Annotated in this window: 18 protein-coding genes; 5 read left to right on the plus strand and 13 right to left on the minus strand. The window is 56.3% G+C overall.

What is annotated here, in order from left to right:
- Nucleotides 1-29: 29 nt before the first annotated feature.
- Nucleotides 30-236, minus strand: a complete 207-nt coding sequence (locus FEM03_RS05320) for a hypothetical protein (RefSeq protein WP_138085161.1) — start codon at nucleotides 234-236, stop codon at nucleotides 30-32.
- 156 nt (nucleotides 237-392) lie between these two features.
- Here FEM03_RS05320 and FEM03_RS05325 point away from each other — a divergent pair, with 156 nt between their 5' ends.
- On the plus strand, nucleotides 393-1,787 hold the full coding sequence (locus FEM03_RS05325) for a DUF2851 family protein (protein WP_166442642.1): 1,395 nt from the start codon (nucleotides 393-395) through the stop codon (nucleotides 1,785-1,787).
- Nucleotides 1,788-1,870: 83 nt separating this feature from the next.
- Here the strand turns inward: FEM03_RS05325 and FEM03_RS24690 are convergent, their stop codons facing one another.
- The 11 genes from FEM03_RS24690 to bcp all read right to left on the minus strand — a co-directional run bounded on the left by FEM03_RS24690 (nucleotide 1,871) and on the right by bcp (nucleotide 14,547).
- Nucleotides 1,871-2,125 carry a hypothetical protein gene (locus tag FEM03_RS24690; RefSeq protein WP_138085163.1) on the minus strand — a complete coding sequence of 85 codons (255 nt, stop codon included), beginning with the start codon at nucleotides 2,123-2,125 and terminating at the stop codon, nucleotides 1,871-1,873.
- A gap of 160 nt (nucleotides 2,126-2,285) precedes the next feature.
- Nucleotides 2,286-3,407: a ribonuclease D gene (locus tag FEM03_RS05335; protein WP_138085164.1), complete on the minus strand. Its 1,122-nt coding sequence runs from the start codon at nucleotides 3,405-3,407 to the stop codon at nucleotides 2,286-2,288.
- 36 nt (nucleotides 3,408-3,443) lie between these two features.
- Nucleotides 3,444-4,955, minus strand: coding sequence for a transcription termination factor Rho (gene rho, locus FEM03_RS05340; protein ID WP_138085165.1), 1,512 nt, complete (start codon nucleotides 4,953-4,955; stop codon nucleotides 3,444-3,446).
- Nucleotides 4,922-5,563, minus strand: coding sequence for a dephospho-CoA kinase (coaE, locus tag FEM03_RS05345; protein ID WP_138085166.1), 642 nt, complete (start codon nucleotides 5,561-5,563; stop codon nucleotides 4,922-4,924). Before coaE ends, rho begins: the two co-directional genes overlap by 34 nt.
- A gap of 159 nt (nucleotides 5,564-5,722) precedes the next feature.
- Nucleotides 5,723-8,206, minus strand: a complete 2,484-nt coding sequence (locus tag FEM03_RS05350) for an Amuc_1098 family type IV pilus outer membrane protein (protein WP_138085167.1) — start codon at nucleotides 8,204-8,206, stop codon at nucleotides 5,723-5,725.
- A gap of 148 nt (nucleotides 8,207-8,354) precedes the next feature.
- Nucleotides 8,355-9,314: an Amuc_1099 family pilus-like system protein gene (locus tag FEM03_RS05355; RefSeq protein WP_138085168.1), complete on the minus strand. Its 960-nt coding sequence runs from the start codon at nucleotides 9,312-9,314 to the stop codon at nucleotides 8,355-8,357.
- A gap of 52 nt (nucleotides 9,315-9,366) precedes the next feature.
- Nucleotides 9,367-10,452, minus strand: a complete 1,086-nt coding sequence (locus FEM03_RS05360) for an Amuc_1100 family pilus-like protein (RefSeq protein WP_138085169.1) — start codon at nucleotides 10,450-10,452, stop codon at nucleotides 9,367-9,369.
- Complete coding sequence (mul2B, locus tag FEM03_RS05365; RefSeq protein ID WP_138085170.1) at nucleotides 10,452-12,215, minus strand: Amuc_1101 family PilM-like pilus complex protein; 1,764 nt, start codon at nucleotides 12,213-12,215, stop codon at nucleotides 10,452-10,454. Before mul2B ends, FEM03_RS05360 begins: the two co-directional genes overlap by 1 nt.
- A gap of 85 nt (nucleotides 12,216-12,300) precedes the next feature.
- Nucleotides 12,301-12,879, minus strand: coding sequence for an Amuc_1102 family pilus-like protein (locus tag FEM03_RS05370; RefSeq protein ID WP_138085171.1), 579 nt, complete (start codon nucleotides 12,877-12,879; stop codon nucleotides 12,301-12,303).
- A gap of 167 nt (nucleotides 12,880-13,046) precedes the next feature.
- On the minus strand, nucleotides 13,047-14,000 hold the full coding sequence (locus FEM03_RS05375; RefSeq protein WP_138085172.1) for a UDP-glucuronic acid decarboxylase family protein: 954 nt from the start codon (nucleotides 13,998-14,000) through the stop codon (nucleotides 13,047-13,049).
- 76 nt (nucleotides 14,001-14,076) lie between these two features.
- Nucleotides 14,077-14,547, minus strand: a complete 471-nt coding sequence (gene bcp, locus FEM03_RS05380; RefSeq protein ID WP_138085173.1) for a thioredoxin-dependent thiol peroxidase — start codon at nucleotides 14,545-14,547, stop codon at nucleotides 14,077-14,079.
- 118 nt (nucleotides 14,548-14,665) lie between these two features.
- Here bcp and FEM03_RS05385 point away from each other — a divergent pair, with 118 nt between their 5' ends.
- The 4 genes from FEM03_RS05385 to FEM03_RS05400 all read left to right on the plus strand — a co-directional run bounded on the left by FEM03_RS05385 (nucleotide 14,666) and on the right by FEM03_RS05400 (nucleotide 20,863).
- Nucleotides 14,666-15,247 (plus strand): CDP-alcohol phosphatidyltransferase family protein, encoded by a 582-nt coding sequence (locus FEM03_RS05385; protein WP_138085174.1) that lies wholly within the window; start codon nucleotides 14,666-14,668, stop codon nucleotides 15,245-15,247.
- A complete protein-coding gene (gene der, locus FEM03_RS05390) occupies nucleotides 15,228-16,760 on the plus strand; it encodes a ribosome biogenesis GTPase Der (protein WP_138085175.1) in 1,533 nt (510 codons plus the stop codon). Before FEM03_RS05385 ends, der begins: the two co-directional genes overlap by 20 nt.
- Before the next feature lie 147 nt (nucleotides 16,761-16,907).
- Complete coding sequence (locus FEM03_RS05395) at nucleotides 16,908-19,529, plus strand: DUF1592 domain-containing protein (protein ID WP_206170881.1); 2,622 nt, start codon at nucleotides 16,908-16,910, stop codon at nucleotides 19,527-19,529.
- A gap of 14 nt (nucleotides 19,530-19,543) precedes the next feature.
- Complete coding sequence (locus tag FEM03_RS05400) at nucleotides 19,544-20,863, plus strand: DUF1552 domain-containing protein (protein ID WP_138085176.1); 1,320 nt, start codon at nucleotides 19,544-19,546, stop codon at nucleotides 20,861-20,863.
- 26 nt (nucleotides 20,864-20,889) lie between these two features.
- Here the strand turns inward: FEM03_RS05400 and FEM03_RS05405 are convergent, their stop codons facing one another.
- Nucleotides 20,890-21,459, minus strand: a complete 570-nt coding sequence (locus FEM03_RS05405; RefSeq protein ID WP_138085177.1) for a hypothetical protein — start codon at nucleotides 21,457-21,459, stop codon at nucleotides 20,890-20,892.
- Nucleotides 21,460-21,471 lie beyond the last annotated feature (12 nt).

Raw genomic sequence — 21,471 nt, forward strand, 5'->3', positions numbered from 1 at the left:
GTGACCAAACAGATGAAATTTCAATGAACTCATCCGTTGGCCCAAGACTGCCGTCCCTGATCAATGCCATTTGCGATCACGACGCTGGCTATGACCAGAACCATGACCACGGTCATGATCACCACGACGATGATCATTTCGGTCATACCGGGAATGACTGCGGTCGCGATCATGATCACGGCCATAACCATGACCAGGCCCATGACCACGGTGGGGAAGATGATGATAACAACCACTCGTCAAGAGCGTGGTTCCGATGACAGCCAAAAGCATGAAGAGTTTCATAATGAGTAAGTTCCGATGAAATCGCCCCTGACAGCCAATCCGGCTGTCACCTGTTCAGGCGCACAAGATTGCTTGAGCTTCTTTTGCTCTTCGCTATGATGGTATCCATGCCATACCCCCTTGCGGCACGATACACCCAATTTCTCGACGCCGTCTTCGGTGGACTTGCAGAACCTACCTCCCCTTCATGGCCAGGTGCCTTCTCTGAACTCGACCTTCAAAGCTTGTGGTTTTCGGGCGAGTTCGGCCATTCGTTTCTCACCACCTGCGGCCAGCAGGTCACCATCCGCGACTTCGGCATCTGGAACCACTCTGCCGGACCTGACTTTATTCAAACCTGCGTCCAGATCGGCGACAAAACATGGCGTGGTGCCATTGAACTCGATCCCGATGCACGCGATTGGGAACGTCACGGCCATGGGTCCAATGCCGATTACAACCACGTCGTCCTCCACCTGTTCACGCAAACTCCCTTGGCGAGGTTTTACACGCGCAACAGCGAGCATCGCGAGATCGTGCAGGTCCATCTTCAACCTGAAATGCTCGCGGCCAATGCGGTTCCCCGACGACAGGCCGAAGCGCATCTCGGACGATGTTTTACACCGCTCGCCTCCATGCAGGACGCCAAGATTCACAGTCTGATCGAAGCCGCAGCCGAACATCGACTGGAGAGAAAATCCGCACGGCTCCAAACTCTCATCGCCATTCATGGTCGGGATCAGGCCATCTATCAAACTCTCGCCGCCATTCTCGGCTATCGTCCGAATCAACGTGCTTTCACCATCCTCGCCCAGCGACTCCCGCTCAAACTTTTGCTCAAGAAACCAAGGAATGAACGAGAATCCCTGTTGTTTGGAGTGGCCGGTCACCTCGAACCCATCAAGGACGAGGACACCAGCCCTGACACCCGCCTCTATCTGAAAACGTTATGGTCGGAATGGTGGAAACGCCGCCACGCCTTTCTCACCTGGTTGGAACCTGCCACCCTGCCGCCATGGCAAAACACCTCCTCGCGACCAGGCAACCATCCTCAACGGCGGCTGGGCGCGCTCGTCAGCATCCTCGGCTCTTGGAGGCCCATCACTGCACCGCTCCGAAACCGTGAATGGGATCTGAAAAAATTTTGCGATGCCCTTGCATCACTCGATCATCCCTACTGGAGCCACCACTACACCCTGCTTTCCAAGCCCATTGTCAGACCTATGGCATTGCTTGGAAAAACGCGAATCCGCGAAATCCTCGCCAATCTCGTTTACCCCTTGTTGATTCCTGATCAACCCGAACTCGGGGACGAATACCTGCAACTCAGCGCCGCACTCGACAATCACAAAGTGCGTCGTGCCGCCCTGCGGCTGTTCGGCAACGACCCCCGATCCGCAGCTTTCCAAAAACGTCTGCATCAACAACAAGGCCTTCTGCAATTGTATGAAGACTTTTGCCTTGAAGATCATTCGGCGTGCTCCGAATGCCCATTCCCTGAACGGTTGCGCGAGTGGAGTTGACCTCCTGAAACTGGCTCCCAAAAAAATTCTTGAATAAGCCGCAAGGGGCTTCGTCGAAGAAAACAGCTGCGGCCAACTGGCCTTCAGCCGCCAATCAAAGAATTCAACCGCCAATCCATATGAAATACATCCTTGCCATCCTCGCCCTGCTTTTTGTCGCCGCCACCTCGCCGCTCGAAGCCCGCGACCATCATCGTCGCGACCGCCATCATGACCATGATCGTGGACATCATCATCACCGCGATCACCATCGCAGCCACTATCGTGGCCATGACTACGGCCACAGCTCCCATCACCGCCACCACTACCCAAGCCGCGGTCCAAGCTATCGTTGCCATGGCGGATTCATGGTCTGGCTACCTGGGTTCGGATACGTCTTCAGAAGCTCACATCATCACCACTGCGATTGATCATCGCATGGCATTCAACGAACAATTTTCAAGCTGCTGGTCGAACCAGCAGCTTTTTTGTTTGTTTCAATATCAGGTCGAGACTGGCTCAAGCCGCCTGCCGGGTTGGCTGAACCAGCTCCAGCGCATCGCCAAGCACTTCAATCTGCCAGCGCATCAATCGCTCCTGCGGCGAAGCCTGGTTCAACACCAGATCCTCCATCACCGCACGCGAACCCAACAACGAAGGTTCAAGTCCCAGCGCATTGGCCTTCGCATCGCGTGCCCTGCACAGATTGTCAATGCGGGTGCGCTCTTCATCCGTGCAACGCCGTTGCAATTTCTTGGGACGCTCCGGCCAGGTTTGTGGATCGCTGTTTTTTACCCCGTTCAATATTTCCTCGAACGAAGTGCGCCAGCGACCACGCCAGCGATTGGGGATGTTGACCCTCCCCTGCTGCTCCCAGTCAGCCGCCATGGTGAGCATCTGCTGGTTGTTCAAAATACGGAACGGCGGCACATCGCGCTCGCTTGCCATGCCCTCACGCCAGCGCCACATTTCGCGGAGCAAGGCGAGTCCCGCAGGTCGAAATTTGCCAGCCCCTGAAATGCGCCAGGCCTCCTCGCGATCTCGCACCTGCCGCGCCAGCACGTCCGAACGAAGCGTTTCGCAACTTTCTTCAAACCATTCCACCCTTCCCGCCGCGCGGAGTTCGTCCATCAATCGCGATGACAACTCTGGGAGATACCGAACATCGTCGACTGCGTAAGCCTGCATTTTTTCCGACAGCGGTCGCTGACTCCAATCTTCCTTCTGCGAACTTTTGCACAGCGTCACTCCTGTGTAATGCAGCACCAATGCCGCCAGACCAAAAGCCCGATGCCCGGCCAGTCGGGATGCAATTTGGGTGTCAAAAAATCTTGGGGGGGTCCACTCGTAGGATCGTTTCAACAAGGTCAAATCATAGTCCGCCCCGTGCAACCAAAGATCGCACTTCTCCAGCAACGACAGCAGCGGTCTCATGTCGGCAATCGCCAGGGGATCGATCAAGGCAAACCGGTTGCCAATGGCCAGCTGAAACAAACACAGCTTCTCCTGGTAATGATGCAGACTGTCCGCCTCAGTATCGATGAAGGCCGGAATCACCGTTCCGTCCGGCGGAGACGCCGCATCGCAAAACTCGCGCAGTTCGGCGTCCGTGCTGATCCAACTAAAGTCTTTTTCGCTCACGATGGAAAAATGGCAGGCTCAACCTCATTCATGAATTCAACGCAATCCCGAGAGCAACAGTTCGGCATTGCTTCCGCTGCGCTCGATGTTCTTCAGCAAAAATTCGATGGCTTCGTAAGCGGGCACACTGGCCAGTTGCTTGCGGATCACCGCCACCCGTTTCATTTCTTCAGGATGATAAAGCAGATCATCGCGACGGGTGCCTGACTTCAAAACATGGATCGCAGGATAGATGCGACGCTCTGCGATCTCACGATCAAGGCTCACCTCCATGTTGCCCGTGCCCTTGAACTCTTCAAAAATTAATTCGTCCATCCGGCTCTCGGTATCCACCAAAGCCGTTGCCACAATCGTCAAACTGCCGCCCTCATCCACCTTGCGCGCTGCCCCAAAAAATTTCTTCGGCTTCATCAACGCTTTTGAGTCCATCCCGCCGGACATCGTGCGACCCTTGCCGCCCTGAAGCGCATTGTATCCCCGTGACAAACGGGTGATGCTATCGAGCAAGATCACCACATCCTTGCCCATTTCCACCAGCCGCTTGGCCCTTTCGAGAACAAGCTCAGCAACCTGCGAATGGCGCTTCGGACTCTCGTCAAAGGTGGAACTGTAAATCTCCGTGGCCACGGTGTCTTCAAAATCTGTCACCTCCTCAGGCCTTTCATCCAACAACAGGATGATGAGATTCACCTCCTTGTGATTGGTGATGATGGAGCGTGCCACATCTTTCAACAACATGGTCTTGCCACTGCGCGGCGAGGCCACGATCAACGCACGCTGGCCTTTGCCGAGCGGGGCGACCAGATCCATCACACGGGAACTCACCGAAGCCTCCTTGGGAGTTTCGAGAATCAACCGCTGCGAGGGAAACGTCGCCGTCAATTTTTCGAAATCGGCCGTTGGCTGCCAATCATCGGCAGGCACCCCTTCAATTTCCAGGATACGATCCATCGCTAAAAACTTCTCCTTCTCGCGCGGCGTTTTCAGCGTCACTTTCACCTTCTGACCCGCACGGATCTGAAATTTTTTGATGGCAAACACCGGGATGAACACATCTTCCGGCAGCGGGGTGAAATTGTAGGCCGGATAACGCAAAAGCCCGAAAGTGTCCTGCTGCAACTCGACAAATCCCTCGGCCTCAATGCTGGTGCCATGTTGAAGCATCCACGAAAGCAGCTCGCAGATCAGTTGATGTTTGGTGCGACTGCCATTGACCCGCCAGCCAAGTTCCGCTGCCAGCACCTGTAGTGAACCCAACGAACGAGTCTGCAGCTCATTTACCGATGACATCTCAGGAAATGGCGGTTTAACCTTCGGTTCAGGTTCCCCCATTTCGGGGGCAACCGCCGCCGCCGCATCGTTGCCAATTTCAGCTGATCTGTTTTCGGACAGAGGTTCAGCCACTTCATTTTCTCCCGGGCTTGCGCCAGTATTGGAGACAGTGGCCGGATCGAGTTGGTCGTTGATGTTTGCCGTGGTGTCAGGGACGAGTTCGGTGGCCGACGTATCAGACGTCACGGCCTCGGTTCCAGTGGATTCAATGTGCATGTCGGGGAATTAACTTGATGAAGGATCAGTTGAGCCTGTCGTAGCAGAAGGTCGGTATCGCCCTCGTTCCAGACAACCCTGCCAGCTAGTTCGAGCTTGCTGGCAAGTGGTAGTTGCGCATCAAGGATGCGCTCCACATCAACGGAAGTGAGCCCCCGTTTTTCCATCATGCGCTGTCGCTGCACGGCGGGGCTGACCGCCACCAAAATGACCAGATCAGCCGGAAACTCCCTGCCAGTCTCGTAGAATAGCGGGATTTCCGCAATCAAAAGTTGCGTTTTTCCATCGCCAGAAAGCCTCTCCCGCAACTCTGTCAACCGCTCAAATGCCAGCGGATGAAGCAGATTCTCCAGCACCTTCCGGTCCTCGGCATGATTGAACACCCTCTGACGCAGGGCCACCCGGTCCACTTTTCCACTGGTGGCGTTCACCACCATTTCTCCGAAAAGTTGCACCAGTTCCTTTTTTACGGACGATTCTTCGAAGAGAGCATGCACGGTCTCATCACTCGAATAGAAGGCGATCTTTTCCGGCTGCAACGACTGCAGCATTTTACAAAATGACGATTTCCCTGAGGCGGCTCCTCCGGTGATGACCCAGGTCTTCATCGTGCTACTAGAAGGCGCTGCCCGGACTGTGCGCAACCACTAAATCGACAACGAGACTTCGAACTGCCCCCGCCAAAACAAAAAATGAAAGCGAACCCCGCAGGATTCGCTTTCACAGTTAAGTCTAAAGGTTGTAGAAGCCCGAGGCCAAAATCAGCATCAAGGATTCACCGCAGGGAGAAGTCCTGGACCGCCGTCCATGGAGACTGGAGCAGGTCCAATCGGAGCGGTGGTGTCAGGAGCTTTCTGACGGAACACTGGCTGGCCAGATGGATCGATCAGTTTTGCGGTAACGAAGATCATCAAGTTGCGTTTGAAGTGGTCTTCAGCTTTCGACTGGAACAAACGACCAAGGATCGGGATGTCACCAAGAAGAGGCACTTTGTCTTCCACATCTTGCACGTCTTCGCGGATCAGACCGCCGATGGCGACCGTCTGGTTGTCCCAGATGGTGACGGAGGTGGTCACTTTCCGGGTGGAGAAGATGGGCTGCTCAATGCGGTTTTCCGTAAGAGTGATGGTGGTAGGGTTGCCAAGGGCATCAGATGCACCTGTCTGAATCGGACTGCCGTAGTTGATGAATCCTTCGAATTCGGTGACTTCAGGAGCGAGGTTGAGGTCGATCGTGTAGCCATCTGGGCCGAGCACAGGATCCACTTCCATCCGCACACCCACGGGACGCATGTCGAATGCGGTTGGGGTGGTAGGAGTGACCGGGAAGGAGCCCGCACTGCCACCGCCAAGGATGTCGCCACCAACACCAGAGGTCGCACCAATGGTCTGAGGAATTTGCGGTGGATCGAACTCGGTTGGATAGATGAATTCGCGAATCACTTCAATCACCGCACGCTGACCGGAGCGGCAGGTGACACTAGGCGCACTCATCAAGTCCACCCCTTTTTTCTGGCTCAGCGCCCGGATGACCAACTGGAATTGTGGGTCAGTGAACACACCAGCAAGGGAGAACACGCCGGGGGCGATGGCGGAAGCAACGCTTTGGGCCTGCAGCAAACCATCGATCGAATCCGGAGTAAGAGCGATCGAACCGCTGCGGTTGCCCGCTGTTACCGGGTTTTGACCAATCACCGTGCCACCGTTGGCAAACGGAAAGTCGGTCTGGCTGACGGACCCATTGGCCGAGTTCCCTGACACACCGCCACCACCAAAGGTGCGGGCGGAGCCGCCGATGTTGAACTGGCCAAGCAACCAATCAAAACCAAGCTCGTCGGTGTTTTTCTGAGTCACTTCCACAAACTTGGTGGTGATGTAGATCTGCTGGGGAACCTTCTTGCGAAGGCTGTCAACAAAAGCTTCAATCGCATCAAGGTTGGGCTGGGTGTTGCGAACAATGAGCTGCGAGGTCGAAGACACGAAGTTGGCGGAGGCTCCCTCTGGGAACTGGATGCCACTGGCGGTCAACACATCCAAGGCGGTGCCTCGTCCAGCGATGGCAGCGCCGCCGCCACCTCCGGCTGGAGCAAATGGATCTGCGGGGGCTGCCGCAGCGGGGTCTCCACCAGCGGAGCTGTTGAGGAAATCCGGTGGAACAAGGAAGGTGCGGGTATACTGTTCGTCACCAACTTCAGAAAGTGGGACCACCACCACGGCGAATTTCTCCACCTTGTATTTCATGTTGGCCAGTTCGGTGATGTAGCGAAGCGCTTCATCCATGGGAACTTCCTTCAGGTCGAGGCTGATCGTTGCGGTCGAAGGGGCGGCACCCTGACGGAGAATCAAGTTCACCCCTTTTTTGGTGGGATCACGCTCTTCAGTATCAAAATCGCGGCTCTTGATGCGCAGGAATTCAATGGCTTCATCGATGCTGGCTCCCGAGAAGTTCACGTTCGGGAAGATAATGTTGCGCATTTTCTGACTGTAATAAGCGGAATCATCGATGGTGCTGCCATAAGCGTCACCTGGATCCTGAATGATGGCCGTGGGAACCTGATCTTCCCAAGCCTTGTTCACATCGTTCAACATCGCGGCACGACGCTGGTCGCGAGCGGTGTCAAAGTAGTTTTGACGCTTCAATTCCACCTGCTCCATGCCACGACGGGCGGCGCTGTTGTATTTATCGATACGCAGCACCCCTTGAAAGGTGGTGTTGGCATTGTCATAATCGCCAAGGTTCATGTAGCTGTAGGCCATCTGCAACAGACGGGTCACTTCGCTGACATTGGCGGCGTGCTCAGGCGTGAGCGCTGGCTCGTAACGCTCTGGATCATCAAGGTGCTCAAGCAAGGTTTTGGCATCTTCACACTCTTCATGACGGGCAATGGCTTCGTTCAGCAACGCGCGGGCATCAGCATAACGGCCATTTTCGGCACGTTCACGGGCCAGGCAGACGGCGGCAGCGCAAAAGCGATGATTGACCTGCTCACGCAACTCAGCGGTCATTGGAGCATCGGGAAGCAAATCCAGCGCGGTTTTGAATTCGTTAAGGGCACCTTCACAGTCCCCATCAGCCATCAACTTGTCTCCACGTTCGATGGCGCCCTGCGCTTCCTGCACACGCGCCATGCGGCGTGCCATTTCACGTTCGGCTGCGCCGGACGTCGACCCGCCAGGACCGCCGTAGCTTCCCGCCTGGGCGGAAGTGGCAACGATCGCTGCAGTGAGGATAAGTAACGCGGAGTGTTTCATGGGTTTATGTCTGTTGATGCGTAAGGTCATGAGAGAGGTTGAGAGCGAGGGAGTAATGAGGAATTTCGGCGGAGTGACAAACGTTATTCAAAGGAGAGGGTATTTGGCGAGAACAAAATCATCAAATGCCGGATATTTTGAGAGTTGACTAGCCTTTTTTGATTTCAATGGCGGCTCCAAGCTCTCCAGCGGCATTCACCGGGGCGATCTTGGCGTCGTCTTCATTGACTTCAATCAGCTTGTAGGTGGTCGCATCGAAGCCCGGAATGCGGAACAGTCCGTCTTTGGGAACCGTGAGGTTGGAGATCACTTTCAGACGAAACTCCAGTTCTGCACTGTAGTCTGCAATGTTGTTCTCCACGTCCTTCACCAGAACCACTTCGTTGTTGCGAACGTTGTCTTTGACCGTGAGTTCGGACACATCGCGTTCGCCAATTTTTGGATCGGGCACCACTTTGCGCTCCAACTTCACCACCGTGAATCGATTGTCCGAGCCAAAGCTCTCACCAGGACCGCCTGCAAACCAGTTCTTGCGTTTCAGATCATCGGGTGTCGCGATTTGATAAGGGCTGGAAGATGACTTCAGGATCACACGGTAGTCCTTGGCCAGACGATTCACCATAAACAACTTGTTGGTGATCGGCGGATGTTTGCTGGCATCGACCGGGCTGGTTTTTCCTTCGAATTCTTCCAGGTTGGTGAAGCCATCGTTGTCCGAGTCCAGATCCGCCACATTGGGATGTTGATAAGGCAGGCCGTTTTCACGCAGGAAACTGTTGGTCAATGGCGGGCGAATCTGAGGCTCCTCGAGGAACAGGTCAAAAAGCTGATCTTCCTTCAGAACCAGAAGAACGGACTTGTTGAGTGGGACAGGCTTCTCACGTCGAACCGGGGCAATCCACGGCTTGGTGGGGGTCACCGCACTGGCGATGGCGGACTGAACCTGCTCAATGGGGATCTCCCCAAAGTCTTTCTTGGGCACCACCTTCTCCGTTTGAACGGTGGAGCCAAAATCCAGGCTTTTGTAAATCATCCATCCACTGCCACCGAGCGCCGCGAGCGCGACGATGGTGAGGATGACTTTTTCGTAGTTGCTTTTGTCCTTCATGGATCAATAAAAATCAGCGATGTTTCAGTAGAGATAGAAATAGGATCGACCCTCAAAGAGCCACGGCAGCCGTGGTGGCCTGCTCTTCGGCAGCAGCCTCAACTGCAGCGGGACGGAAACGAATGTAGTCAATCTCAAGATAGACTTTCAGCATCTCAGCACCCATCACCGTGACGGCATCAGGAGGAAGCGGGGTGGGAGGAACAATGACCCTGGCTGCGCCCGATGCGGATGGGGTGGCCGCTGCCGCGGAAGCCGTTGTTCCGTCTGCGTTAACTCCACCGTCTCCGCCAGTGCTCCCGGAGCGGGCCTGACTGCGGATGGTTTCCTTCAGCGGACTCTCAGTCTGCTCGTTTTCGACGCGCAACAAACGAACCACCACAAAATGTGGCATTTTCGCTGGATCGCTCAACGAGTTAAGCACCGCCTGGAATGGCGCCTGGTCAGCTGTAAGAAACACTTTCACGGTGTAACGATCCAGAACCGGTTCCGCAGCTGTCTCTTCGCTGATGAGTGCTTTCTTTCCACCGCGACGGCTGGCGCTGTTTCGTCTCGCCGGTGCCGCTGGTTCAGGCTTCGGCGCAGGTGCAGCCTTCTCATTCGGAAGCGGAGCGCGCTCAAAACCATCGAGCGACTGCACCCCAGAGTCCACCAAGGCGGTGACCAGCTTTTCCATCACATCCAAATGCAACCCAAGCTCCGCCGCCACATCCGCCGAGCGTGGCAACGATCCGGTGTATTCTTCAAAGCCCAGCGCAAAGTCTTCGGGCAGGGTCATGTTGCCGGTGGCACTGCCGCGGACGGCGTTCACCCGTTCTTTCAGGCGGGCCTGAAACTCGGTTTCCGAAAGCGGTTTGATGGCCTGCTGAACGGCTGGATTCAGCAACGCAGAACGCAACAAATTGACCTGTTCAGCATACTCGGTGACGCGCTGCTCCTTTTCTGCCGCATTGGCGGCATCTGGATAGAGCTTCTGCGATTCAAGAGCTTTGATTTTCGCAGTAGTTGTCTCCCATTCCTCGCGTTTGGCGGTATAACCCGAATAGGACATAAACAGCCAAGCACCCAAAGCGATGGCTCCGACAATCATGACACCGAAAACGGCGGCAAGACTTTTGTTCTCTTTGATCCAGTTCATTATTTCTCGAATTTCATTCCGTTAACCAGTGGCAGGCGAAACTTGAACTGGTAGGCATACCGTTCGTCGTCGATGCCAGAGTCCACATCTGGCTTCTCTTCAGCCGTCACGGCTCCAAACAACTTGTCGTCCTTCTTCAAGGCTTCGTAATACTTGTAAACCACCTGCTGTCCGCCTTCGTCATTCTTGCGATAGAGACCTTGGAAGCGCAGCGCATAAGCCACCGCCGGTGGTGCGCCCGGGGCTGTGGTTGTCGCAGGAGGTGTTGGCGGCTTGGGTGCGGCCACCGGTGTGGTGCCTGCGGTGGACGTGAGGGCTGGGGTAATCGAACTGCCGTTTTTCAACACCTCCAATTGGGTAAGCCAGACGAAGTCGGTTTCAAACTGATTGTTCAAAACGGCGAGAAGGCCTTTCCAGTAACCACGGTCATTGATGGCCTGCTCGAGCTGGCCGCTCTGACCACGCAGCAACTGCAACTGCTTGTCCCAATCCTTGATGGTATCGTCATCGCGTTGAAGGTTGGCCTGAAGGGAGCGGCTTTCCACCAGTTTGCCTTCGACCACACTTGCTGCGTGGGAGAAGTAGAACCCGGCCAGTCCCAAAAGCGCAAACAGGCAGACCGTCGCGAGAATCAAGAATGGCATGCGCTTCGCTGAATCGCGGGCGGCAGCCACGCTGTCAGGCAACAATTCGACCTCAACGGGACAAGCGCCGGCGTGGCGCAGTCCAAGGCCCACCAACTCCATCATGGCAGGCGATTGCGCATCGGCCACTTGTTGCGACACTCCGCGATCAAGCGTCACACCGCGCAACGGATTAAGAACCTCGACGGGCAGGTTGAATTTCTCCTGGAAAAAGTCGACCGCCAACGGTGTCTGGGCACCTCCGCCGCACAGGAAAAAACGACGGGGAGGACTGCCGCCTTGCTGACTGCGGTAATAGTTCACCGTCCGGACGATCTCGCCATGCAAACGGGTCATGGTGTTGCGCATGATTTTCGACATGGCCTCAACCACCTCGTCGTCATTCGGTTCGTAAGCCCCACCTGGCGCCACGTAACCACGCGCACGTTTTTGATCTTCCGCCTCGGCAAAGTTCATGCCCAGCTCCTTGCCGACGTTGCCGGTCACCGTGCTGCCACCCACCAGGATGTTGCGGGTGAAAACACGCTCGCCTTCCACAAAAATCAGGTTGGTCGAACGGGCACCCAAATCGATGATCAGGGAGGTCTCATCGACATCAGGATAAGTGTAGCGGAACGCATTGAACACCGCCAATGGCGCGAGGTCCACGGCGGCTACTTTGATGCCGACCGATTCGACCTGATCGTTGATGTCATTGAGGGCATCCGCCTTGATGGCCACCAGCGCCACTTCGCGCTCCATGCTGTCTTTTGACCCAATAAACTCATAATCCCAGATCACCTCATTGATCGGGAATGGCACGTTTTGACGCGCCTCAAACTCGACAATTTGATCCGCCTTGTCTTCATCGAACGGCGGGAGCTTCACAAAACGCGTGAAGACCACATGACCGGCGATGGCATAATAAACGGTCTTGCCCTTCAGCTTGAGCTTTTCCGAAAGCTCGACCAGCGCCACACGGAGCTGCGGCAAACGGGTCGCTTCGGCGCTGGGGTCACCGTGCATTTCGGTGACTTCAAAAGCCTTCAAAATGAGCTCCCCATTGCGCCCCTTGTTGAAAACCGCTGCGCTGACACGCTGCGATCCGAGATTTAGAACTGCAAAACTGCTATCCGCCATGATGATTTAGATGATCCAATTAGTCGACTTCCACCCACGCCACGTCTTCATCCCGAAAACGCGGCCTGCTTGAGGTTGTTTTAAATTACTCGGCTGCCTCCAGATCGTAATCGCCCCACAGAGTGGCGAACGGAGTTTTTGGTTTTGCCAAAACGACGTCGCTCACCACAGAGAATTTCTCGATTTCCGCCCACCAGCGGGTGTTGCCCATGGAGGAATAAAAGCCCGCCACCGCACCACCGCGATAAATTTCCACGCCAACCGCCTTCACGTCAGCTGTGCTGAAATTGGTTTTCTCCAGCACCCGGGTGAGGGCGGAAGGAGCCACGAATGCCAACGCATGCTGCTCTTCCTTCTCCACCACGTTGTTGTAGGTGATGTTGGCTGTCAGCACCACGTTCTTGCCGTCAGCGGAAGTTTTGTTCAAACCGATGAAATAACGGAACTCCAAACTCTCGATCACCGGGCTCTTGTCGTCTTCTTTCGGAGCTTTTTTCGCTTCAAAGTCCACGTCGATCTCAAGCCAAACTTTGGGTTTCCAGCGTTTGTCGACCACGTTCTGCACGTTGAACTGGGGCGTGTTCTGAGCCTGCACCTTCACCCCTTTCACCGCCACCCTCACTTCCGTTGAAGCTTCCTGAGCATGAACAGGTGAGAGCGACATGGCAATCAATCCGACCGCGCTGAATAAAAGTGACAAAGGCTTCATATTTCGAGTGTTAAAAAAAATCGTGCTGATGGCAACTCAAAAACCAGCCGCAGTGACAATGAGTGCCTGCGGCTAATTTAAACTGCCGATTCCCAAGTTTTAGCAGTGTCGGCGCTCAAACATCAAGCGTTGAGTGCAAGAAAGTTTTTAAAATACGCCACTGTATTTACAATGCCTTCTTCAAATGGCACTTTTGGCTCCCAACCGAGCGTTTTTCTCGCCAAAGTGATGTCTGGCTGCCGCACTTTGGGATCATCCTCGGGCAATGGACGAAATTCGATTTCCGATTCGCTGCCGGTAATTTCCAAAATTCTTTGGGCGAATTCCAGCACCGTCATCTCACGTGGATTGCCGATATTCACCGGCTCATGATAGTCGCCCTGCGACAGCCGGTAGATGCCGTCGATCAGATCGCTGACATAACAAAAGCTGCGAGTTTGCGAGCCATCGCCCTGCACCGTCAGCGGCCTGCCCTGCAATGCCTGACCAATGAATGCCGGCACCACACGGCCATCGTCCAGTCGCATGCGCGGGCCATAGGTATTAAAAATGCGCACGATCTTCGTGTCCAGCTTGTGAAAACGATGATAGCCCATCGTCATCGCTTCGGCAAAACGCTTCGCTTCATCGTAAACTCCGCGCGGCCCCACCGGATTGACATTTCCCCAATAGGTCTCCTTCTGCGGGTGCTCGAGCGGATCGCCATAACACTCGCTGGTCGAGGCGATCAAAAAGGTCGCCCCTTTTTCCTTCGCCAACCCCAGCGTGTTGTGAGTGCCCAGGGACCCCACCTTCAGGGTCTGAATCGGTTTCTCCAAATAATCGATCGGACTCGCCGGTGACGCGAAGTGAAACACCAGATCCACCGCGCCCGGAATGTAGATGAACTTGGTGACGTCGTGTTTGATGAATTCGTAATCCTGATTGCCCGCCAGATGCTCAATGTTGCGCACGTTTCCGGTGAGCAGATTGTCCATCCCAATCACCTTGTAGTCTCTCGCCAGCAAATAATCGGTCAGGTGGGAACCAAGGAACCCGGCAGCACCGGTGACGACAGCAGTTTTTTTATGACTCATAGGGGACAAGATTAGGAACCCAGTCCAAAGCGGGGAAGACGCCCCGGCGCAAGTGAAATTTGTCGACTCCTGCCTGTCACAGCGCCTTCAGCAACAACGAAGCGTGATCCTCAGGCTTTACCTTTTCCCACACCGCCGCCACCAAACCATCCACTCCAATCAGAAAGGTGCTGCGCTCCATGCCCATGTATCGTTTCCCATACATGCTTTTTTCCACCCAAACGCCGTAAGCCTCCGCGATGGCGCGATTTTCATCAGCGATCAAAGGAAACGGCAGCTCAAACTTTTGGATAAACTTCTCATGCGACTTCACCGGGTCCGTGCTGATGCCGAACACATGAGCCTTCGCAGCGATATCGCCCCAGACATCCCGCAATCCGCAAGCCTGCGTCGTGCAGCCCGGCGTCGCGTCCTTCGGGTAAAAATACAACACCACCGGCTTGCCGCGCAATTCGCTCAAAGTTACCGAATCCCCTGCCCCATATCCACCGCCAACGACCACTGCCGTAAAATCAGGGGCCACAGATCCAACTTCCGGTTTGCTCATGCCGTGCCTTCGCGCTTGAGCCCCACATTTGCAAGCAATCCCCACCGAACTCTCCAACTTGCGCCCTTGCACGTAACATTTGCAACTCGCCAGCCTTGCCGTTAAGTAGCCGGTTCACGTGACGCTCGCCAACAAGATCACTCTCAGCCGCATTCTGCTCATTCCAGTCTTCGTTTGGCTCGCCGTTGAATACACGCGTGGCACCACCAGCAAAGGCAGCAACGAGGCCCTGCGCTATTACGCCACCGCCGTTTTCGCGGTCGCCGCCGTCAGCGACGCCCTGGACGGCTGGGTCGCCCGACGCTTCAATCAGCAAAGCAAACTCGGCGTCATCCTTGATCCCCTCGCCGACAAACTCCTCGTCCTCTCCGCCGTCGGCGTCCTCGCCTTCTCCGGCTGGCCGGTCACCATCCCCCTCTGGTTCGCCGTCATCATCTTCGCCCGCGAAATCTTCTCGACCATCGGCGCTTTTGTCATCAACCACTTCGCCGGCAAGGTTACCATCGTGCCCCACTGGACCGGCAAAGTCTCCACCTTCTTCGCTTTCGTCACCATCAGCCTTGCGCTGTTGTGTCACGCCCCCCTTCTCCCCTGGGTCGCTGCTCCTGCCGCGTTCTTCGCCTGCGCCTCGGGAGCCGTCTACACCCTTCAAGCAGCTCATCAAATCCAAGCCGCCGGTCATGGAAATCCAGAACACTAAAATCGTCGCCATCGTCGGACGCCCCAACGTCGGCAAATCCGCCCTCTTCAACCGCCTCGCCGGGAAGAACATCGCCATCGTGCACGACCGCCCCGGCGTCACCCGCGACCGATTGATCGCCTCCTGCCGCAAAGCCGAACCTCCGTTCGACATCATGGACACCGGCGGGATCGGCGAAACCATCGAAGACGACTTCAACCTCCAGGTCAAAGCCGAGGCCACCCTCGCCCTCGACGTCGCCGACGTCATCCTCTTCGTCGTCGATGGCTTCCAAGGCGTTACGCCCGTCGACCTCGAACTCGCCAAAACCCTGCGCCAGTCCACCAAACCGCTCATCCTCGTGGTGAACAAAATGGACTCCGAAAAACGCAAACAGCACGGCAGCGAATTCAGCAAACTCGGCTTCAAGGAAATCCACGAAACCAGCGCCGCCCACGGCCACGGCATCACGGAACTCATTGCCACCGTCGGCAAACACCTCAATTCCGTCCCCGCCAAGGCCACCCGCCCTCCCCGCACCGCCACCGCGCCACCGCTCAAACTCGCCATCATCGGACGACCCAACGCCGGCAAATCCTCCCTCGTCAACGCCCTCATCGGGGACCAGCGCACCATCGTCAGCGACATCGCCGGCACCACACGCGACTCCATTGACATCCCCTACGAACACGACGGCAAAGCATACACCCTCATCGACACCGCCGGCCTCCGCAGAAAGGCAAAAATCCACGACGCCGTCGAAACCTTCAGCGCCCAGCAGGCCACCCGCAGCATCAAACGCGCCGACCTCTGCGTGCTGCTCGTCGACGCCAGCGGCATGACCATGCAGGACCGCAAAGTCGCCCAGATTGTCGTCGAACTGCAAAAACCCTGCATCATCGTCCTCAACAAATTCGACCTCTACCACCCCGGCGCCAAGCTCAAGGACCGCAAAGAAGAGCTGCTCGAAACCGCCCGGCGCGAGTTCTTCTTCATGCCCCACGCGCCGATGATCCCCATCTCCGCCAAGGAAGGCCAATACCTCGACAAGATCTTCAACGCCGTCGAACGCGTCCACCACGGAGCCCAAAATCCTCCCGGCACCGGTGCCCTCAACCGCATTCTGCACAAGGTCATCGACACCTCCCCCGCCGCCCTTGGCCGCACCGGCAAATCCTTCAATCTCCTCTACGCCTCCTTCATCAAGGAAGACAATCCGGCACCGATCCCCGTTCCGCACATTGTGCTTTTCGCCAATCGAGTCGACAAACTTCAAGACAGTTTCCTTCGTCACCTCGAAAGCGTCCTGCGCAAAACCTGGCCCGCCGAAGGCATCCCGATGCGTTGGAGCATCCGCGGCAAAGGCAAAAAGAAGGATCTGGAAACCATGCCCGCCAAAAGATCCCGAAAGGACATCACTGGCGAAGAGCCACCACCGAAAATGATGGTCGACCGCCGCGAAGCCCGTCGCAAACATGCCGCATCGGACCGGCCAGGCCGACCCGACTATCGCAAAAACCGCAAGCCTAGATAACTAATGGATTCTTGGAGGTGCCTGGTTGCAATGACGTGACAGCCTGCCCAACTCAAAAGCGGCGAAAATCGCCGCACTCCAAATCCCCTCAAAACGATAGATTTTCCTAGGGACGGGCGTATCTTCCTTGTCCCTTTGGACACTTTCATGCTCATCCCTCGTCCACACTCCATCCTCCTTGCCCTCGCCATCCTTGCTGTGGTGCCTTTGGTCCATGCCACCCCCGAGATCGCCCTTAAACAACGCGGCGCGGAAATTTACAAGCAAATGTGCATCTCCTGCCATGGCGATCAAGGTCAGGGCGTTTCCGGCAAATACGACGAACCCATCCACGGCACCCGCACCCTCGACTCCCTCGCCAAACGCATCGACCGCACCATGCCCGAGGACGATCCCGATCTCCTCGACGAAGAAGGTGCCCGCGCCGTCGCCGCCTACATCTACGACGCCTTTTACTCTCCCTCCGCCCAGGCACGCAACAACCCCGAGCGCCAGTCCCTCTCCCGCCTCACCGTTGCCCAATACCAAAACTCCGTTCTCGACATCTTCAGCCGCTTCCGTGGTGGCAACGACCGACCCAAACCCGAAGAACGCGGACTCAAAGCCCGCTACAAAGTCGTCAAAGGCATGGGACGCGATGGCGGATTCGATCGCATCGACTCCAAAATCGACTTCAACTTCGGCAACTCCACACCTGATCCCGAAAAACTCAATGGCGAAGGATTCTCCATCAGTTGGAACGGAGCCCTGCTCGCGCCCGAAACCGGTCACTACGAGTTCATCCTCAAATCCGAAAACGGCATCAGCCTGTGGTTGAACTCCAATCGCGAGCCCACCATTGATGGTGCCATCGCCAGCGGCGAAACCGTCCGTGAAGAGAAGAAAACGGTCTTCCTCATTGGCGGTCGCTCCTACCCCATCCGCGTCGAATACCTCAGCTACAAACAACCCAAATCGTCCGTCCAGCTCATGTGGAAAACGCCACACGGCGTGCAGGAGGTCATCCCGGCCCACTATTTCTACAAAAACTCCGGTGCCGAACGCATGGTCGTCACCACCACCTTCCCAGCCGACGACCGCAGCGACGGCTACGAGCGTGGCACCACCATTTCCAAAGAATGGGATCGCGCCACCACCAACGCCGCCATTGAAGTGGTTACCCACGTCGAAAAATACCTCGACTGGCTCGCAGGCACCAAAGCCGACCAGCCGGATCGTGTCGACAAGCTCAAAAAATTCGCCCACGCCTTTGCCGAAGCCGCCTTCCGCCGACCGCTCAGCGACGAACAGAAAAAAATCTTCGTCGACCTCCAGTTTGAAGGCGCCCCCACCCCTGAGATCGCCGTCAAGCGCGTGGTCCTGCTCTCCCTCAAATCGCCCCGTTTCCTTTATCCTGACCTCAAACTCAACAACAGCGACAAGCCCGACGGCTACGACATCGCCACCCGTCTCGCGCTCGCCATGTGGGATTCTGTTCCCGACACCAACCTCCTCAAAATGGCCGCTGAAGGCAAGCTCACCGATCCCCGTCAGGTCGCCGCGCAGGCCAGCCGCATGCTCGACGATCCCCGGTCCAAAAACAAACTCCATGGCTTCTTCCACCACTGGCTCGAGCTCGAACGCGCCGAACTGGCCAACAAAGACGCCAAACTCTTCCCTGGATTCGACAACACCATGCTCGCCGCCCTGCGCGAATCGCTGCTCACCTTCATTGACCAAACCGTCTGGAGCGACCAGTCCGACTACCGTCAACTCATCAACGCCGACTACCTGATGCTCGACGAGCGCCTCGCCCGATATTACGGCAAGAACGACCTGAAAGGCGGCGAATACCAACGCGTTTCCTTCGATCCCAACCAGCGCGCCGGCATCATCACCCATCCCTATTTGCTCGCCTCCTTCGCCTACAACAAAACCACCTCCCCCATCCATCGTGGCGTTTTCCTTACCCGCAACATTGTCGGCATGACCCTTAAGTCTCCTCCCATCGCCGTCGCTTTTGAAGACTCCAAGTTCGACCCCACCCTCACCATGCGTGAGAAAGTCATCGAGCTGACCAAGGACACCTCCTGCATGGGTTGTCACTCCTCGATCAACCCCCTCGGCTTCGCCCTGGAAAACTTCGATGCCGTCGGACGCTGGCGCACCCAGGACAACAACAAACCCGTCGACCCCACCGGCGAATTTGACACTGAAGACGGCAAGACCCTCAAGCTCAAAGGTCCCCGGGACATCGCCGTCTACGCCGCCAACAGCCCCGCCGCCCACCGCGCTTTCATCCGCCAACTCTTCCATCACTTCAACAAACAACCCGCCGGAGCCTATGGACAGGACACCGTCGAGTTCCTCCGTCAGACTTTTTCTGACCAGACATTCAACATCAAAAAACTCATCGCCAACGCCGTCTTCATCCACGCCAGCCAGGGACTTCCCGAAGCCCGCCAGGTGATCGCCCAATCCAAACCCGCACAACCGAAGCCAACCGATCCTCAACCGAAACCCACGGCAGCAGCCGCAGCACCAACGAAACCCGCCACACCTGCTCCTACACCACCACCAGCCGCCACCCCACAAAAAAATCCGTCCGAAAAACCCCAGAAACCGCCTGTTGTTGTTACCAAGGCCGATCCTCCCAAATCCCCGCCACCGCCTCAAACTCAGACTCAACCGCCAGCTTCCAAACCGCCTGAACCTGCCAAACCTCAGGCCACACCAACTCCAGCGCCTGCTCCTGCTCCCACCCCTTCGACCACACCTGCCAAGCCATGATCAAGCTCACGTCCATGTCCAAGTCCCTAAACCGCCGCCAGTTCCTTCGCGACCTTGGAGTCTCCGCCGCCGCCTTCCCCTTCCTGGCCGGACTTCCCAGCCTCACCGGTGCCCCGCTTCCCCAGCGTCGTCAGCGCTTGATCATCGTCTTCTCGCCCAATGGCACCCTGCCCAACGACTTCTGGCCCAACCAGTTCGGCGAAAACTTTGATCTCAAACCGATCCTCAAACCCCTTGAGGCTTACAAAAACAAGATGCTCCTGCTCAAGGGCATCCACAACAAGATCCGCGGCGACGGCGACCAGCACATGCGCGGCATGTCCTGCCTCCTTACCGCCAGCGAACTGATGCCCGGCAACATCCAAGGTGGCTCCGACAACCCCGCCGGCTGGGCCAGCTCCATCTCCATCGACCAGGAAATCAAAAACTACCTGCAAGGCCGACCCGACACCAAAACCCGCTTTGGCTCCATCGAATTCGGCGTTGCCGTCCCCAACCGCGCCGATCCCTGGACCCGCATGTCCTATACCGGTGCCAACCAGCCCGTCGCTCCCATTGATGATCCTTACCAAATGTTCTCCAAGCTGTATGGTCAGATGAAGGACAAGGACAGCCTCGTCAGCATTCTCGATGACGTCAGCGCCGACCTCAAACGCGTCTCTGCCAAACTCAGCGAGCGCGACCGGGCCATGCTCGACGAGCACCTGACCCTCGTCCGCAACCTCGAGAAGGAACTGCAAACCCCAGTCGACCAAAACCTCAGCCATCCGATGCCCGATCTCGATCCCGGCATCGAACTGGTTAATGACAACACCCCCGAGATCAGCCACATGCAGATCGATCTCCTCGTCAACGCCCTCTCCAACGACATGACCCGTGTCGCCACGCTGCAATACATGCGCAGTGTTGGCCAGGCCCAGATGCGCTGGCTCGGCGTGGAAGAAGGACACCACGGCCTCTCCCACGATCCCGACGACAACAAGGACTCCTACGACAAGCTGATGAAGATCAATACCTGGTTCGCCGGTGAAGTCGCTTATTTGGCCAAACGTCTCAGCGAAACCAAAGAACCGACCGGCGAAGGTTCCATGCTCGACAACACCCTCATTGTCTGGACCAACGAACTCGGCAAAGGCAACAGCCACACCCTGGAGAACATCCCTATCGTCATGATCGGCGGTGGCGCCGGATTCAAAATGGGCCGCGCCCTCGACCTCGGCCAGACCCCGCACAACCGCCTCTGGCTCACCCTTGCCCACGCCATGGGTCACCGCGATCTGAAAACCTTCGGCAAGGTCGAACTCAACGAAGGCGGCATTCTCCCCCTCGCCTAATCGACAACCTCCATCTCAAAGACCAATCACGGCTCCTTTAATCGGGAGCCGTTTTTCATGTATTCATCAAAATCCTTGTGGGTCATCATCAATCCAAACACATGCACCTTCTCCATACCCAGCGATCTAATCTCCTGATATTTGTGCAAATACAAAGCCTGACTCAGCCTTTGAATACTCCCCGGCCTCTCCATCAAAACGTTAAACTCAATATCATCACCCCCGGATACTCGAAGTCTCAGCCCAAGTAATCCATCCCCAGACGCCCGGTGCACCTGCTGCACCACAAAAATAAATCCCTCCGGCACCTGGTAGCCACGGCTGATCTCCACCGTCTTCGGAACAATGTCCGCCTGCACCTGTGTGACTGTCAGACAAATCGAAAACAGTAAACCAAATAGAATCGCGGATTTCATAACGATCGAGTCAACATCCTTCAAGTAGGCTTGGCAATAGACAAACGGCGAATGGCCGGCCCATCCCGGGCCTTTCATCCATCCAACAAGGCTCGGGACGAGCCTTCTACTTTTTTCATTCCTGCTGGCAAAAAAGCGGGATCGGGTATAAAGGACTTCCCCCGTCGTCAAGGCGGGCATGCAATCGCATGG

This window comes from Phragmitibacter flavus, from assembly GCF_005780165.1.
Classification (GTDB): Bacteria; Verrucomicrobiota; Verrucomicrobiia; order Verrucomicrobiales; family Verrucomicrobiaceae; genus Phragmitibacter; species Phragmitibacter flavus.

Coding starts and splice junctions, on each gene's coding strand:
- FEM03_RS05375 (WP_138085172.1), bottom strand. CDS start 14,000: ATGAGTCATAAAAAAACTGCTGTCGTCACCGGTGCTGCCGGGTTCCTT.
- der (WP_138085175.1), top strand. CDS start 15,228: ATGGAAATCCAGAACACTAAAATCGTCGCCATCGTCGGACGCCCCAAC.
- FEM03_RS05395 (WP_206170881.1), top strand. CDS start 16,908: ATGCTCATCCCTCGTCCACACTCCATCCTCCTTGCCCTCGCCATCCTT.
- FEM03_RS05405 (WP_138085177.1), bottom strand. CDS start 21,459: ATGCCCGCCTTGACGACGGGGGAAGTCCTTTATACCCGATCCCGCTTT.
- FEM03_RS05350 (WP_138085167.1), bottom strand. CDS start 8,206: ATGAAACACTCCGCGTTACTTATCCTCACTGCAGCGATCGTTGCCACT.
- mul2B (WP_138085170.1), bottom strand. CDS start 12,215: ATGGCGGATAGCAGTTTTGCAGTTCTAAATCTCGGATCGCAGCGTGTC.
- FEM03_RS05400 (WP_138085176.1), top strand. CDS start 19,544: ATGTCCAAGTCCCTAAACCGCCGCCAGTTCCTTCGCGACCTTGGAGTC.
- FEM03_RS05355 (WP_138085168.1), bottom strand. CDS start 9,314: ATGAAGGACAAAAGCAACTACGAAAAAGTCATCCTCACCATCGTCGCG.
- FEM03_RS24690 (WP_138085163.1), bottom strand. CDS start 2,125: ATGGCAACGATAGCTTGGACCGCGGCTTGGGTAGTGGTGGCGGTGATG.
- FEM03_RS05370 (WP_138085171.1), bottom strand. CDS start 12,879: ATGTCGCTCTCACCTGTTCATGCTCAGGAAGCTTCAACGGAAGTGAGG.
- coaE (WP_138085166.1), bottom strand. CDS start 5,563: ATGAAGACCTGGGTCATCACCGGAGGAGCCGCCTCAGGGAAATCGTCA.
- FEM03_RS05360 (WP_138085169.1), bottom strand. CDS start 10,452: ATGAACTGGATCAAAGAGAACAAAAGTCTTGCCGCCGTTTTCGGTGTC.
- bcp (WP_138085173.1), bottom strand. CDS start 14,547: ATGAGCAAACCGGAAGTTGGATCTGTGGCCCCTGATTTTACGGCAGTG.
- FEM03_RS05325 (WP_166442642.1), top strand. CDS start 393: ATGCCATACCCCCTTGCGGCACGATACACCCAATTTCTCGACGCCGTC.
- rho (WP_138085165.1), bottom strand. CDS start 4,955: ATGCACATTGAATCCACTGGAACCGAGGCCGTGACGTCTGATACGTCG.